Raw genomic sequence first — 11,538 nt, forward strand, 5'->3', positions numbered from 1 at the left:
CGACCAACACAACTCGATCTAGCTCAATGTTGTGTTGGCCTACTTTATCATCCTACTCTGATGCATCAAATGAACTAAGATCAGTACAACATCGATCTCTTTTAAATTCAGTGCCTTAGCAATGTACTTATATTTATAGCCATCGCGCCACATATTTCTAACTAAACGAATCATTTTAATCGAAAAGCTGAAATTGCAATCTATTAATATTATCTCTCTTTCTCCTTCTAATTCTTCATTAGACTTTCTTCCCATATCACTTACCTCTCACACCGTTTCTAATTAAATACATTACACTTTCCTTCAAACGCTGCTTAACATATTTATGATCTCTGTACTCTAAACCATCAATACGATTTTCATAAGCAGGAATATAGTCAAATGAGTGTGCACAGTCAAATCCTATATACCAGTCATTAGTTATTATTGGTAAATCAACATATATCCCTTTATTAGCAAAAGTCACTCCTCCGTGAAATGGTAAATGGGGAAAATGTGTTTCCATATACTCTACCGTAGCACCGTATAGTTTATGACCTAGTTTAAATGATAGATACCCACACAATACTCCTAAATCGTTTCTAGCTATGACACATTCAAACCCTTCGTATTCAAATAAACTAATGTCAGGTTCTCTTTTAATTTTTCTTTTAATTTTATCTACTTTGTCCATTTTAAAACTCTCCATCTAAATCATCTTGTCTCAAAAGTATATATCCTCTTGGCTTCTTTGATTTTTCTACTCTTCTCATTCTTTGTTTTGTAGCAAACCAATATACTGTATCTATCTTCAGCCCTGTTACTAAAGAAATTTCTTTAGCTGTTCCTGAAAATAGATATTCATCGCCACGATATACATCATAAACTGCTAATTTTCTACTCATATTACATCGCCTTTATTTTCAAATTATGTCTAACTCATTTACTGAAACGTATCTGAATATTTGTGGATCTAAATCGTGTCTCAACATCCAAAAAGTTAATACACTATTTAATTCATTTTCTAATTCATTTACTACTTCATCTTGCGTATCGATAAAATAATCACCTAATTCATCACCGCATTCATCATTAGCCTTATAATCAAATTCATCCATCAAACTAGTTGCTTCTATTTCTGGCCACCATCGCCCATACGATATAGTAATCTCTGCATCATTATTTTTTGATAATTCCATCAAAGCCTCTTCATATGTTTCGAGTCCATCGCTAATAAATTCTTTTGAGCCTTTATCCTGCAACATATATATTTTTTCAATTTCTGGCTTCTTCGCCTCTCTGCCAAACATATAATCTAGTGTCACATTGAAATAATCAGCAATGCGAATTACATTTTCTATATTCATAGTCACTTCATCATTTTCGTAATAGAATAGTTCCTCCTCATCCACTTCTACTAATTTAGCTAAATCTGAAATACTTAAATTCTTTTTTATTCTTAGTTCCTTTATTTTATTTTTCATTTTTACCTTCACCTTCCCAAATCGTACCTTGCACATTTGTTGGTTTAATCTGAATTGTCACGTCTTTACCGATTAACTCTTGCAGCTCTGGTAATTTTTCTCCTAACATATCATCTGCAATTTCAAGAATTAATTTACTAGCCTTGCTTGTTAGATTGATTTTCTCTAATTCTGCTCTTAATTCCATCGCATTTTCCTCCCTTAAAATCTAAATTCGATAATTATTTGTCTATCAAAAATCCCTAATAGTCCATCTTTTTCATAAATATTCACCTTGAAATCCTTGAATTCTTCTCTTAAATATTCTTCTGTTCTACTGTCCAATAATCTATTTCTTAAATTTCTATCAACCTTACTCAACGGATAATAAAAATTTGTGTATCTATATCCTTGTTTTGCTGCAATTACTAATTTATTCTCAAAATTTTTCCGATTTTTCTTAATCCATCGCTCAAACCACACCTTATGACTCTCATTCGCTATTTTATTTAATTCCTCTCTATTCATTTCTTTTCTTCCTCCTTCAATACATATTCAATTTCTTTATATTTTTTATTGCCTAAAAGCTGATAATACTTATTGTTTTTAGATATCAAGATTGTGACTGACTCTAAACTTTCAGGATCCATATACTCACCTAAAAATTGTTCCTTATTTCGATAATTGACCATGAAACTCATAACCTCGTATCCTCGTTTGTCACAAAATAGTTCAAACTGTAACTTTGCTATATCGTACTTAGAATGCTGCATCGCTTGTCACTCCCAAAAAATCTGCAAATCCTGGTGTAGGTATTTCAAATTCTCTTAATTCTTCTTCGGTAATATACTTACGACCGTATTTTCCTAACATAGAATCCCAAGTGGCCCAATCTACAAATCCAACCGTTTTATTAATCATGCAGCACACTCCGACTTTTGCACCTAACAATTCATGCATGTTAAGTAACTTAGCTTGATTTTTAGACACAACACTCTGATTCATTTTTTTCTGACTAGTATGCTTTGCTTCGAATACCATCGCCTGTCCATTTTTCAAAGTACCCTTAAAGTCAGGCTGTGCTTTTCCGATAAATCTACCTTCAAATTTGCCATACCCTAATAATTTAGTGACTGTAAAAGGCTCAGGAGTTTTTTCAATCAAGGCAATTCCTTGTCTCATATAGTAAGTACATGCTTGCTCAATTAATCGTTCAAAATGTTTTCCTTGAGCATTATTCAACTTACTTTGATAACTTCTAATGTTCATCGCCAATACCTCTTACTTTCTTGCTCATATCAGCCAGAAACCCAAATCGGTCATTCTTCCCATAAGTTCGCATCGTTCTCAAAAATAGATTTTCATAATAGCCCTTAGCTTCATAAGAGGTAAAATTCCTATACTGCAAACTCTGTACCAAACCGTTAAATGCAATTCCTTGAGTATAGCTAATCTCATTTCCATCGCGAAAATAAATAATATCTTTATTCGATGACTGGATGCATCGTTCTTCCTTGTTCATTTTCCAATCTTTATTGCTATGAACTTTTAATTTTAAAAACCACACCTTCATCTGCTCAATTACATCGTTTTTGTCATAACATGCTACCAAATACAATTTTCTGCTCATCACGTATCCTCCATCTTCATCACTACTAATTTCACATACCAACCTGTTTCCTCGGTATATTTTGATTTCATTTCGCCTATTACTCTATAATTTCCTTGTAATTTAGCTAAAATACTTTCTTCATCGCCCAATCGTCCAATTTCAGCTAACTTTCTCTGAGACCATTTATAATCATTTTTGGTTTCATAAGGCTTTATCAGATTCTTAGAAGAGGACCAACGTTTTTGACCTTTCTTCCATCGCCCATTTTCATGTTTCTCCTGGTCCGTCAAATAATTGGCCAATTCCTCCAGCTCATTCATCTTCCCAGGCTGAATCCTACGACAATCTGTACGACCTATTTTCTCTTTACTTTTTCCCCTTCCTTTCGACCAGCAATCTTCAATCAAATCTCTATCCACTACTCCATTAATCAATACATGGTGATGAATTCGTTTAATATATCCTGTTTCATCATCAAATTGATAAGATGTAAACCACATATATTTCAATTCCTGGTCTCGCTTTTCGTATAGTCTTTTTAACTTTCTGAGATAATTGTCCTGGTCCTTTTTAGCTTGATCAGGAGTTTGAGGTAGGTGTTCATTTGAATAGGTCAAAGTTAGATAATAATCATCTTTTTTGAAATTCGCATAAATCAGTAACTTAGCGTATCTTCTGCTCTTCTTATCATTCCAATTGTTCTGAGATGGTCTTGAAATATAGTTCCTTCTCTTGCGTGGCATTCTACAAGCACGTTCCTGTTCCTCTGTACGCACATATAAATCTATCTCCATGTAATTTCCTGCCACTGTCCTTTTTTCTCTCACAAATGATTTCATACCATCTACCTCAAACTACTTTATCCGTTAAGTTAGTACCTATTACAAGGTCGCTAAAACGCTCTAAAATGGCGTTTTTTTGCAAAAAATAGCTGATAATGGTATAATCTAATTGCTTAGGTTAGATATACCACTATCAGATTGGTCACTTCATTATTGATGCAAGTGACTAATTTTTTTGCATTCGATATTCATATAACACTTTACTAAACACCTCTTTAAATTCCCAAGTCTGCTTTTTGGTATTGATAAAAACTGACTTATACAGCACATCGCCGATAATTTGAAATGATTCCACTTTGCCACTTTTTGGATGCTTGCCCAAAATATTTAAACGATCTGCGATTATGTAAATCTCTATCAACTTATAGTTCAGCTTTTCAAAATACGCTTTAGCAAACGGAAACTTTTCTATATAATCAGCCTTTAAAGTTCTACGCTTCTTTGAACTCATAAGTCACTCTCAACGCCATAGCAATTTCAGTAGCCCTATCATCTGTAGAAATGAATCTAACTTCTAACACTTTTTCATGATCATCAGAAAATGAAGATTTAGTGTATACTCTAGAGTTTAGATTGTAATTGTTCTTCAAAAAGTTAAAAATCTCCCATGGTATTAATTCAGCAAAATCTCCTGATACAGTTAGTAATAATCGTTGTGGTTTTTTCATATTAATATCCTCCAATCATATGTTTTAAAGCAGCTAACACAATAGTTAGAATGATAAATAGGTAGAAGAATGTTTTAAAAAATAATCGATACTCTCTATCACATACGTTAAATGCGATGTACATCAAAAATGCTACGAAGGCAGTCATACCTGCTCCTAAATCATTCATTCCTATTGCTGCTGTTAGAACCAACGAGTAGACAAGTTCCATCATTGGCCCTTTTTTCTTATTACACTTTTCCATTTATTCAAAACTCCTATCTTTCAAAATTTACTTTTAGAAAACGTTTGAGCTCGTCACGATCAATTCGGTGGTTTTTGTTAGACCAAACCTGTACTTTTAAGCCCATTGAAATCCATTCATTCAATTTTTCGCTACCGATACCCAGTATTTCCATTACTTCCGTTTTGTTTGGATACTCAGGCAATTCTCTTACTTTCTTCATCATGTCAAATTGCTCTGACATTTGTTTATATACCATCTTGAATAGTTGATTTGTGATTTCCTCGACTGTTTCTTTTGGCAATTCAATAGGTACCGTTAATTGCATTTTGCTCACTCTCCTTAAAGTAATTCAGTCATTTGTCTCAAAAGTCCTTCTAGTACTTTTTTGAATTTAGTTTCTTCATAATTCATCATTGTTAAACAATATTCCAGATTTTCTTTATCTGTTGAATCAACTTTCTTCATCACATTTAAAATATCAGTCATTCCTTTTAACGTTACTTCCATCGCAATTAAGTCATTTTGATATAGATTTTCAAATAATTTTTGCACATGTGTTTTCGCAGTCATTTTTAACATCTCCTTTATCCTATATTTCTATCAAACCATCGTTGCATTGCCTCATATAATTCTGATGCTGATCCGTTAAAGTTGAACTCTGAGTCATACTCTTCTTTAAATGTATCAACTACTTCGGATACATCAATTTCATCAGTAAACAAGGGCTTATGCATCCAAAAGTTTGGTTCATCTTCGAATTCACACATCATTCTTATAGCGATTACTAGTTTCTCAGTTGCTGTGTTCATTTTCTAAACTCCCTCCTTCTACTACTTAACTTGCCAATCGTTAGCCATCAAATCTTCTGCAGTAGGGCTCCAAAAATTTCCTAGACTTTTATGATTAGGTACTATCAAGCAGCATTTAAAATCAGATGTATGTACTAACTTGCCTTCTGACAAATCATTGTCAAATTCTGACTTTCTATAAACTAACTTTCCATCTTTCATAGACTTGGTTAATGCATCATTTATTTTCATTGCATCGCCTCCTTTATTTAATTTTTTGCTATAATCATTTTTGAAACGAGGTGAGATAATTGAATTTTTCTATTTTCAGTAAGCTTCTAATCGCTAATGTCTTCAACAAAGTAAAAATTGCTGATAGTTATAAACATTTAGATGTGATGATTAATGATGAATTGATTGATAGAATACCTGATGGAACTTGGTCAGAAGTTGCTGGATGGCCTTACCAAAATTATACAGAGTACTATGCAATCACCATACAAGGCAAAAAAGTATTATTTGATTATCAAAAACATTTAATCACTAGATTCATCTCAATCATTGCATTGATAATTAGTATTCTTTCTTATGTAAAAAAATAGCTAATAATAGAAATGATTAGTGCTATTAAACTAATGATCAAACTCTCAAAATCAAGCCATGCCATTTGTTCTTCTCTTGTTGGATATGGTTTCTTTTTGTAGTTTGGTCTTTTTGGTATTTTCATTACATCGCCTCCTTTTTTGTTTAATATATTAAACTTATTTATAAAAAAATATCTTTTATTGGATGCTTAAGTGCTTTAGATATTTTCAACAATGTATCAGTTCTTGTAACGCTTCTTTTTCCTGATTCCAATTCTGATATGATTGTCCTAGATACTCCGCTTTTTTCAGATAACTCTTGCTGAGTCATTCCTTGCTCTTCTCTCAAATATTTAATTTTATAAGCTGTTGTCATTAACCATAACTCCTTTCATTTCTTGTTTACGACTTGAGTTTAATATGTTAAACACAAAATGTCAAGCATATTAAACATTTTTTCTGAGAATTATTGCTATTTTGTTTAACATATTGTACAATCAACTCAAGGAGGTGCTTATTTTGAAATTAGGAGAAAAGATAAAAAATATTCGAACCCAACGTAATATGACAATGCAAGAATTGGCAGATAAGAGCAACGTTAGCAAAGGCTATATATCTATGCTAGAAAAAGGTGAAAATCCTAAAACCAAAAAGCCTTTAACACCTTCATTAGAAAAAGTTCAAAATATCGCTTCTGCCTTTGAATTAGATTTGGAATCTTTGCTTGATGGTGTCGATGGAAATATTAAACTACCATCACCTACAAGAAAATGTTTTAAAAAAGATATTTTAAACATTTACAATCAACTAAATGATCAAAGACAGCAACTTGTCTATCTTTGTGCCGAAAAACAATTAGAAGAGCAATTAATTGAAGAATCTATAAATACAGTTAATGATGATAAAGTTGCATATATTACTGATTATTTTAATCGTGATCAGCATGAAATTAATATACAATCTAAACTTTCTGCCGGTACAGGTGTTTTAGATTTAGATCCTGAAAATATAGAAACTATTACTTATACTGGCAAATTACCAACAAATTATGATCTAGCTTTTAAAGTATCTGGTGACTCAATGGAACCAGTATTCGAAGATGGTGAAATTGTCTTTGTTCGGAAGCAACTCGAACCGATTAACGGAGCAATCATGGCAGTTCAAATTGATGAAGAAGCATTTATTAAGAAAGTATATGTTGAAGCAGAGCGTTTAAGATTTGTTTCATTGAATAAAAAATACCCTGATTTCTATGCCGATAACGGTAACGATATTCGCATAATCGGTAAAGTAGTGTTTTAGCAATATTTTTATCCATAAAAAAACACCCCTATTACTTTCAGTAACAAGGATGTAAACGCAAAACTATTATATCATAGTCAAGGAGTGTTTAAAATGGCTAAAAAACAAAAAGTGGATGACGGGAAAAAATTCTATCAAAAGAGATGGTTCTACATACTTGTTGCTTTACTTGTAATTGGTGGAATAGGCAATCTCTTTGGAATTGGGGATAAAAAATCTGATACGAAGCCTAAAACTGAACAAAGTGATTCTGTTGACTTAAAGAAATTATCCAAAGAGGTAGCAAAAGAATCTAAAGAAAAAGAGCAATCAAAAGCTAATAGTAGTTCTCAAGAGCAATCTTCTACTACTGTTTCTTCAACAACTCAGTCTACACAAGAGCAAACTTTAAATGATGCTCAACAAAATGCTGTAAATAATGTTGGGAATTTTAATCAATTCGTAGAAGCTTACAAAGCTATCCCAGCTTCTGAAAGAACTCCAGTTTGGAGCAACAATTTACGTGGAACCAAAGTTACATGGTCGGGTAATATTATCGAAGTTGGTTCAACTCAAGTTTATGTAATTGATAGTTCAAAATATCAGCAAGGTATGACTTGGGATAATGTTGCTGGAACTGAAAATGAATACTATGTTTTTGTAGCTAAATTCCCTGATAGAATTTTACGTTCTGCTTTCTCTGTAGGATCACTAGAAACATTTACTGGAACATTAGAAAGTAGAGGTAATGATTCTGGATTTATCTCTCATTGGAAATTATACAATGTAAGACGTGGACAATAATGAATTACAGCAAAAAATATTATGAAATTTTTATTTCTATTTTAGCAGTTATTTCCATCGCTCTAGTATTTCTTGATTTATTCGGAACTATTTCTCTAATGGCATCTCCATATTATTGGATAGATAAATCTATATTAATTGTTTTTACAATTGACTATTTCTGGAGACTTTTTAAATCAAAAAATAAATGGCTATTTTTTAAACATAATATCTTTGATTTATTAGCCATTATTCCATTAGATAGTATATTTGCATTCTTTAGGTTATCTAGATTATTTAGATTAGCCAAATTAGCAAGGTTAAGTCGATTAGTAGGTATCCTAGGAAAACTTAATCGTAATTTACGTAATTTCGTTCAAGTTAATGGATTTATCTACATGATATACTTATCAGTAATTTTGATATTCATTTCATCAATCATGTATTCAATTTCAGAAAAAGTTCCATTTTCTGATGCTATATGGTGGGCTGTAGTAACTGCTACAACAGTTGGTTACGGAGATTTTTTCCCAAAAACTGTAATTGGCAGACTAGCTGCAATATTATTAATGTTTATTGGAATAGGATTTGTTGGTTTCTTAACCTCAACAATAACTGGTTTTTTTGATAAGCAACAGAAAGAAAATGATAAAATCGATGTATTAATTGCTAAGATAGATGAACTTGAAAGAAAAATTGATGAGATGAATAAAAAGGACTCATTCTAACGAAGAAAAAGCACAAAAACACATTACCTTTAATTAGATAATGTGTTTGTAGCAGACTCACTTCTAGGGAGTCCATTTCAGCCAGACTTATATTAGCACAAATTTTTTCTCAATACAATATCATATAAATGTAAAAACACACCATCGCCCTCGCCAAAGTTTGAATGGTGTGCTTAACAAAATATAACCTACATACAATAGGCTTATTTGATTGTATGCCTATTGTATCACATTAAAGGCTGGTGATTCAATATGGTTAAAAAATTTTAAGCAGTGAACGAACATACATTCTATTAAAGGAGAGATGAACATGGCAACAATCAAAAAATATACCAAAAAAGATGGCAGCATCGCTTATATGTTTAAAATGTATCTTGGCATTGATCCATTAACTGGAAAAATGAAATTTACTACAAGAAGAGGATTCAAATCCTTGCAAGATGCGAAAATAGCATTAAATAGACTTGAGTATGAAGTTAATACGCTTGGTGTACCTACTAGCAAACCAAAGATTATGACATTTAAAGAAATTAGTGAATTATGGCTAGAAAATTATAAACTCACAGTTAAAGAAAGTACTTTTTTTACACAGAAAAATGCTATTAAAAATCATATCTATCCTAACTTTGCAGAACTCAAAATAGATAAGATTACTCCTGATTACTGTCAAAAAATCGCTAATAAATGGCATGGTTACTATAAGAAATTCCATAATTTAATTGGTCTTACCGAAAAAATATTTGATTATGCTATGACTTTAAAACAGATTACTTTTAATCCAATGAAGTCAATTGTTAAACCTAAAAAGAAAGACACACTTGATAAATACGAAGCGCCTTTTTATTCAAATGATGCATTGGAAATTTTTCTAAAAACACTAGAACCCTATGATATGCACTATTACATGATGTTCAGACTACTTGCTTTTACAGGATTAAGAAAAGGCGAGCTACAAGCATTAAAATGGTCTGATTTTCAAAACGGAAATATATATGTTAGTCGCACCTTAGCAAAAAACGCAGAAGGTGGAGAGCATTTTCAAACTCCCAAAACAAAAGCTAGCTATAGAGAAATTTCCATTGACCATACTACCAAGATATGGCTAATGAAATGGAGAACAGAGCAGAAAAAGAGATTACTAGCATTAGGATTTAATGCCAACGATGATGAACAATTGATTTTTTCTGATGAACAAAATAATCCCTTCTATCTCGACTACCTTAATAATTTTCTCAAAAAATTTCTTAAAGAGCATTCTTTACCAAAAATCACTGTACACGGATTTAGGCATACACATTGTTCTCTACTCTTCGAAGCCGGTGCATCCATTAAAGAAGTACAATATAGACTTGGACATAGCGACATCAAAACTACGATGGATATTTACGCTCATGTTACTAAAAAAGCGAAAAATCAAACAGCCGATAAATTCGCTTGTTATGTTAATTTTTAGACTCTTGGTCAAAGTCTTGGTCAAAACCGAAAAAAAGACACCTTGCAAATCTGCAAAGTGCCTTGAAACGTTGATATAACAATGTTTTAACGTTTTGAGAATTGTGATGCTTTACGAGCTTTCTTAAGACCTGGTTTTTTACGTTCAACCATACGTGCGTCACGAGTAAGTAAACCAGCACGTTTTAAAGCTAAACGGAAATCAGGATCTACTTGTAACAATGCACGTGCGATACCATGACGGATTGCACCTGATTGTCCAGCGTAACCACCACCATTTACGTTTACGAATACATCGTAAGCGCCTTTTGTTTCAGTTACAGCAAATGGTTGGTTGATTACTTCACGCAAGTCAGCGTGTGGAATATATTCTTCAACATCTTTTTTATTAACAGTAATTTTTCCAGTACCTGGTACCAAACGTACGCGAGCTACTGCATTTTTACGACGGCCAGTGCCGATATATTGTGCTTGAGCCAATGAAATTCCCTCCTATTAAATTAAGTTAGTGATATCTAGTACTTCTGGTTGTTGCGCAGCATGTGGATGTTCAGCACCTACATAAACATGTAATTTCATGCCTTGTTTGCGACCTAAAGTGTTCTTAGGTAACATACCTTTAATAGAAGTTTCAACTAAACGACGAGAGTTTTTCGCACGTAATTCACCAGCAGTGATTGATTTTAATCCTCCTGGGTAGTTTGAATGACGGTAATAAACTTTGTCAGTTGCTTTTTTACCAGTTAATTTCACTTGATCAGCATTGATAACAATTACAAAATCACCTGTATCCACATGAGGTGTGAATGTTGGTTTATTTTTACCACGTAAGATTGAAGCTACTACAGTTGAAAGACGTCCTAAAGGAACATCAGTAGCATCGATGACATACCATTTACGTTCTACTTCGCCAGCTTTGGCCATATATGTTGTACGCACTTTTATTTTCCTCCAATTCGATTTGAATGTTTGACATACACTTGAGTTTCCGGGGCTCTCGTGGGGCAAACAATACCATTTAATATAATACCGGTAAAAGCAAGCCTTGTCAACAAAAAGTCTACGAAAAAATGAAAAAAACAGCTGTTACGAACAATATTTTTCAGAAAGGTCCTTTTACAGCATCCAGACA

General features: G+C 32.6%; 26 protein-coding genes. 5 read left to right on the forward strand and 21 right to left on the reverse strand.

Translation table 11 applies throughout. From position 1 onward, the window contains the following. Positions 1-39: 39 nt before the first annotated feature. The 17 genes from ACTQZM_RS07740 to ACTQZM_RS07820 all read right to left on the reverse strand — a co-directional run bounded on the left by ACTQZM_RS07740 (position 40) and on the right by ACTQZM_RS07820 (position 5,830). Complete coding sequence (locus ACTQZM_RS07740; RefSeq protein WP_047334507.1) at positions 40-255, reverse strand: hypothetical protein; 216 nt, start codon at positions 253-255, stop codon at positions 40-42. 1 nt (position 256) lies between these two features. Further along, positions 257-673, reverse strand: coding sequence for a hypothetical protein (locus ACTQZM_RS07745; protein ID WP_441653393.1), 417 nt, complete (start codon positions 671-673; stop codon positions 257-259). A 1-nt stretch (position 674) separates the two neighbouring features. Further along, positions 675-884 (reverse strand): hypothetical protein, encoded by a 210-nt coding sequence (locus ACTQZM_RS07750; protein WP_047334506.1) that lies wholly within the window; start codon positions 882-884, stop codon positions 675-677. A gap of 18 nt (positions 885-902) precedes the next feature. Next, on the reverse strand, positions 903-1,463 hold the full coding sequence (locus ACTQZM_RS07755; protein WP_441653394.1) for a helix-turn-helix transcriptional regulator: 561 nt from the start codon (positions 1,461-1,463) through the stop codon (positions 903-905). Beyond that, a complete protein-coding gene (locus ACTQZM_RS07760; protein WP_208921085.1) occupies positions 1,453-1,650 on the reverse strand; it encodes a hypothetical protein in 198 nt (65 codons plus the stop codon). The genes ACTQZM_RS07755 and ACTQZM_RS07760 overlap by 11 nt, the downstream gene beginning before the upstream one ends. 14 nt (positions 1,651-1,664) lie before the next feature. After that, positions 1,665-1,970, reverse strand: coding sequence for a hypothetical protein (locus ACTQZM_RS07765; protein WP_441653395.1), 306 nt, complete (start codon positions 1,968-1,970; stop codon positions 1,665-1,667). Continuing rightward, the gene (locus ACTQZM_RS07770) at positions 1,967-2,215 is read right to left on the reverse strand and encodes a hypothetical protein (RefSeq protein WP_311897780.1); all 249 of its coding nucleotides are present in this window, start codon (positions 2,213-2,215) and stop codon (positions 1,967-1,969) included. The genes ACTQZM_RS07765 and ACTQZM_RS07770 overlap by 4 nt, the downstream gene beginning before the upstream one ends. Next, on the reverse strand, positions 2,202-2,711 hold the full coding sequence (locus ACTQZM_RS07775; RefSeq protein ID WP_441653396.1) for a Holliday junction resolvase RecU: 510 nt from the start codon (positions 2,709-2,711) through the stop codon (positions 2,202-2,204). The genes ACTQZM_RS07770 and ACTQZM_RS07775 overlap by 14 nt, the downstream gene beginning before the upstream one ends. Then, entirely contained in the window at positions 2,701-3,072 is a 372-nt protein-coding gene (locus tag ACTQZM_RS07780) for a hypothetical protein (RefSeq protein WP_441653397.1), read from the reverse strand. The genes ACTQZM_RS07775 and ACTQZM_RS07780 overlap by 11 nt, the downstream gene beginning before the upstream one ends. Next, entirely contained in the window at positions 3,072-3,848 is a 777-nt protein-coding gene (locus tag ACTQZM_RS07785; protein WP_441653398.1) for a rolling circle replication-associated protein, read from the reverse strand. The genes ACTQZM_RS07780 and ACTQZM_RS07785 overlap by 1 nt, the downstream gene beginning before the upstream one ends. Positions 3,849-4,062: 214 nt before the next feature. Further along, positions 4,063-4,347, reverse strand: a complete 285-nt coding sequence (locus tag ACTQZM_RS07790) for a hypothetical protein (protein ID WP_441653399.1) — start codon at positions 4,345-4,347, stop codon at positions 4,063-4,065. Beyond that, a complete protein-coding gene (locus ACTQZM_RS07795) occupies positions 4,328-4,564 on the reverse strand; it encodes a hypothetical protein (RefSeq protein ID WP_047334499.1) in 237 nt (78 codons plus the stop codon). Before ACTQZM_RS07795 ends, ACTQZM_RS07790 begins: the two co-directional genes overlap by 20 nt. A gap of 1 nt (position 4,565) precedes the next feature. Continuing rightward, positions 4,566-4,808, reverse strand: a complete 243-nt coding sequence (locus ACTQZM_RS07800) for a hypothetical protein (RefSeq protein ID WP_441653400.1) — start codon at positions 4,806-4,808, stop codon at positions 4,566-4,568. Between the two features lie 13 nt (positions 4,809-4,821). Next, positions 4,822-5,115 (reverse strand): hypothetical protein, encoded by a 294-nt coding sequence (locus ACTQZM_RS07805; protein WP_441653401.1) that lies wholly within the window; start codon positions 5,113-5,115, stop codon positions 4,822-4,824. Between the two features lie 14 nt (positions 5,116-5,129). After that, positions 5,130-5,360 (reverse strand): hypothetical protein, encoded by a 231-nt coding sequence (locus ACTQZM_RS07810; RefSeq protein WP_441653402.1) that lies wholly within the window; start codon positions 5,358-5,360, stop codon positions 5,130-5,132. A gap of 14 nt (positions 5,361-5,374) precedes the next feature. Next, positions 5,375-5,599 (reverse strand): hypothetical protein, encoded by a 225-nt coding sequence (locus tag ACTQZM_RS07815; RefSeq protein WP_441653403.1) that lies wholly within the window; start codon positions 5,597-5,599, stop codon positions 5,375-5,377. Positions 5,600-5,620: 21 nt separating this feature from the next. Next, positions 5,621-5,830, reverse strand: a complete 210-nt coding sequence (locus tag ACTQZM_RS07820) for a Thoeris anti-defense Tad2 family protein (RefSeq protein ID WP_171333694.1) — start codon at positions 5,828-5,830, stop codon at positions 5,621-5,623. Positions 5,831-5,889: 59 nt separating this feature from the next. On the opposite strand from ACTQZM_RS07820, the gene ACTQZM_RS07825 reads away from it, so the two are divergent. After that, positions 5,890-6,180 carry a hypothetical protein gene (locus ACTQZM_RS07825; protein ID WP_208921071.1) on the forward strand — a complete coding sequence of 97 codons (291 nt, stop codon included), beginning with the start codon at positions 5,890-5,892 and terminating at the stop codon, positions 6,178-6,180. Here ACTQZM_RS07825 and ACTQZM_RS07830 read toward each other — a convergent pair. After that, positions 6,165-6,305: a hypothetical protein gene (locus ACTQZM_RS07830; RefSeq protein WP_441653404.1), complete on the reverse strand. Its 141-nt coding sequence runs from the start codon at positions 6,303-6,305 to the stop codon at positions 6,165-6,167. The two genes, ACTQZM_RS07825 and ACTQZM_RS07830, sit on opposite strands and share 16 nt — an antisense overlap. Before the next feature lie 38 nt (positions 6,306-6,343). Then, a complete protein-coding gene (locus ACTQZM_RS07835; protein ID WP_243189074.1) occupies positions 6,344-6,538 on the reverse strand; it encodes a helix-turn-helix transcriptional regulator in 195 nt (64 codons plus the stop codon). A gap of 143 nt (positions 6,539-6,681) precedes the next feature. Here ACTQZM_RS07835 and ACTQZM_RS07840 point away from each other — a divergent pair, with 143 nt between their 5' ends. The 4 genes from ACTQZM_RS07840 (at position 6,682) to ACTQZM_RS07855 (ending at position 10,407) form a co-directional block, all read left to right on the forward strand. Beyond that, the gene (locus ACTQZM_RS07840) at positions 6,682-7,464 is read left to right on the forward strand and encodes an XRE family transcriptional regulator (RefSeq protein ID WP_441653405.1); all 783 of its coding nucleotides are present in this window, start codon (positions 6,682-6,684) and stop codon (positions 7,462-7,464) included. 93 nt (positions 7,465-7,557) lie between these two features. Then, positions 7,558-8,247: a hypothetical protein gene (locus ACTQZM_RS07845; RefSeq protein ID WP_047334486.1), complete on the forward strand. Its 690-nt coding sequence runs from the start codon at positions 7,558-7,560 to the stop codon at positions 8,245-8,247. Next, positions 8,247-8,954 (forward strand): potassium channel family protein, encoded by a 708-nt coding sequence (locus ACTQZM_RS07850; protein ID WP_349278993.1) that lies wholly within the window; start codon positions 8,247-8,249, stop codon positions 8,952-8,954. Before ACTQZM_RS07845 ends, ACTQZM_RS07850 begins: the two co-directional genes overlap by 1 nt. Before the next feature lie 310 nt (positions 8,955-9,264). Beyond that, the gene (locus ACTQZM_RS07855; protein ID WP_441653406.1) at positions 9,265-10,407 is read left to right on the forward strand and encodes a tyrosine-type recombinase/integrase; all 1,143 of its coding nucleotides are present in this window, start codon (positions 9,265-9,267) and stop codon (positions 10,405-10,407) included. A gap of 86 nt (positions 10,408-10,493) precedes the next feature. On the opposite strand, the gene rpsI is transcribed toward ACTQZM_RS07855, so the two are convergent. Both rpsI and rplM read right to left on the reverse strand, forming a co-directional pair. Continuing rightward, entirely contained in the window at positions 10,494-10,886 is a 393-nt protein-coding gene (rpsI, locus tag ACTQZM_RS07860) for a 30S ribosomal protein S9 (protein ID WP_016250574.1), read from the reverse strand. A gap of 15 nt (positions 10,887-10,901) precedes the next feature. Continuing rightward, a complete protein-coding gene (rplM, locus tag ACTQZM_RS07865; protein ID WP_441653407.1) occupies positions 10,902-11,330 on the reverse strand; it encodes a 50S ribosomal protein L13 in 429 nt (142 codons plus the stop codon). Positions 11,331-11,538 lie beyond the last annotated feature (208 nt).

It is taken from the genome of Enterococcus cecorum (assembly GCF_052119425.1).
GTDB lineage: Bacteria > Bacillota > Bacilli > Lactobacillales > Enterococcaceae > Enterococcus_E > Enterococcus_E cecorum_C.

What these genes read in the sequence shown, in the direction of transcription:
- ACTQZM_RS07740 (WP_047334507.1), bottom strand. Translation starts at nt 255, where the DNA reads ATGGGAAGAAAGTCTAATGAAGAATTAGAAGGAGAAAGAGAGATAATA.
- ACTQZM_RS07745 (WP_441653393.1), bottom strand. Translation starts at nt 673, where the DNA reads ATGGACAAAGTAGATAAAATTAAAAGAAAAATTAAAAGAGAACCTGAC.
- ACTQZM_RS07750 (WP_047334506.1), bottom strand. Translation starts at nt 884, where the DNA reads ATGAGTAGAAAATTAGCAGTTTATGATGTATATCGTGGCGATGAATAT.
- ACTQZM_RS07755 (WP_441653394.1), bottom strand. Translation starts at nt 1,463, where the DNA reads ATGAAAAATAAAATAAAGGAACTAAGAATAAAAAAGAATTTAAGTATT.
- ACTQZM_RS07760 (WP_208921085.1), bottom strand. Translation starts at nt 1,650, where the DNA reads ATGGAATTAAGAGCAGAATTAGAGAAAATCAATCTAACAAGCAAGGCT.
- ACTQZM_RS07765 (WP_441653395.1), bottom strand. Translation starts at nt 1,970, where the DNA reads ATGAATAGAGAGGAATTAAATAAAATAGCGAATGAGAGTCATAAGGTG.
- ACTQZM_RS07770 (WP_311897780.1), bottom strand. Translation starts at nt 2,215, where the DNA reads ATGCAGCATTCTAAGTACGATATAGCAAAGTTACAGTTTGAACTATTT.
- ACTQZM_RS07775 (WP_441653396.1), bottom strand. Translation starts at nt 2,711, where the DNA reads ATGAACATTAGAAGTTATCAAAGTAAGTTGAATAATGCTCAAGGAAAA.
- ACTQZM_RS07780 (WP_441653397.1), bottom strand. Translation starts at nt 3,072, where the DNA reads ATGAGCAGAAAATTGTATTTGGTAGCATGTTATGACAAAAACGATGTA.
- ACTQZM_RS07785 (WP_441653398.1), bottom strand. Translation starts at nt 3,848, where the DNA reads ATGGAGATAGATTTATATGTGCGTACAGAGGAACAGGAACGTGCTTGT.
- ACTQZM_RS07790 (WP_441653399.1), bottom strand. Translation starts at nt 4,347, where the DNA reads ATGAGTTCAAAGAAGCGTAGAACTTTAAAGGCTGATTATATAGAAAAG.
- ACTQZM_RS07795 (WP_047334499.1), bottom strand. Translation starts at nt 4,564, where the DNA reads ATGAAAAAACCACAACGATTATTACTAACTGTATCAGGAGATTTTGCT.
- ACTQZM_RS07800 (WP_441653400.1), bottom strand. Translation starts at nt 4,808, where the DNA reads ATGGAAAAGTGTAATAAGAAAAAAGGGCCAATGATGGAACTTGTCTAC.
- ACTQZM_RS07805 (WP_441653401.1), bottom strand. Translation starts at nt 5,115, where the DNA reads ATGCAATTAACGGTACCTATTGAATTGCCAAAAGAAACAGTCGAGGAA.
- ACTQZM_RS07810 (WP_441653402.1), bottom strand. Translation starts at nt 5,360, where the DNA reads ATGACTGCGAAAACACATGTGCAAAAATTATTTGAAAATCTATATCAA.
- ACTQZM_RS07815 (WP_441653403.1), bottom strand. Translation starts at nt 5,599, where the DNA reads ATGAACACAGCAACTGAGAAACTAGTAATCGCTATAAGAATGATGTGT.
- ACTQZM_RS07820 (WP_171333694.1), bottom strand. Translation starts at nt 5,830, where the DNA reads ATGAAAATAAATGATGCATTAACCAAGTCTATGAAAGATGGAAAGTTA.
- ACTQZM_RS07830 (WP_441653404.1), bottom strand. Translation starts at nt 6,305, where the DNA reads ATGAAAATACCAAAAAGACCAAACTACAAAAAGAAACCATATCCAACA.
- ACTQZM_RS07835 (WP_243189074.1), bottom strand. Translation starts at nt 6,538, where the DNA reads ATGACAACAGCTTATAAAATTAAATATTTGAGAGAAGAGCAAGGAATG.
- ACTQZM_RS07845 (WP_047334486.1), top strand. Translation starts at nt 7,558, where the DNA reads ATGGCTAAAAAACAAAAAGTGGATGACGGGAAAAAATTCTATCAAAAG.
- ACTQZM_RS07850 (WP_349278993.1), top strand. Translation starts at nt 8,247, where the DNA reads ATGAATTACAGCAAAAAATATTATGAAATTTTTATTTCTATTTTAGCA.
- ACTQZM_RS07855 (WP_441653406.1), top strand. Translation starts at nt 9,265, where the DNA reads ATGGCAACAATCAAAAAATATACCAAAAAAGATGGCAGCATCGCTTAT.
- rplM (WP_441653407.1), bottom strand. Translation starts at nt 11,330, where the DNA reads ATGGCCAAAGCTGGCGAAGTAGAACGTAAATGGTATGTCATCGATGCT.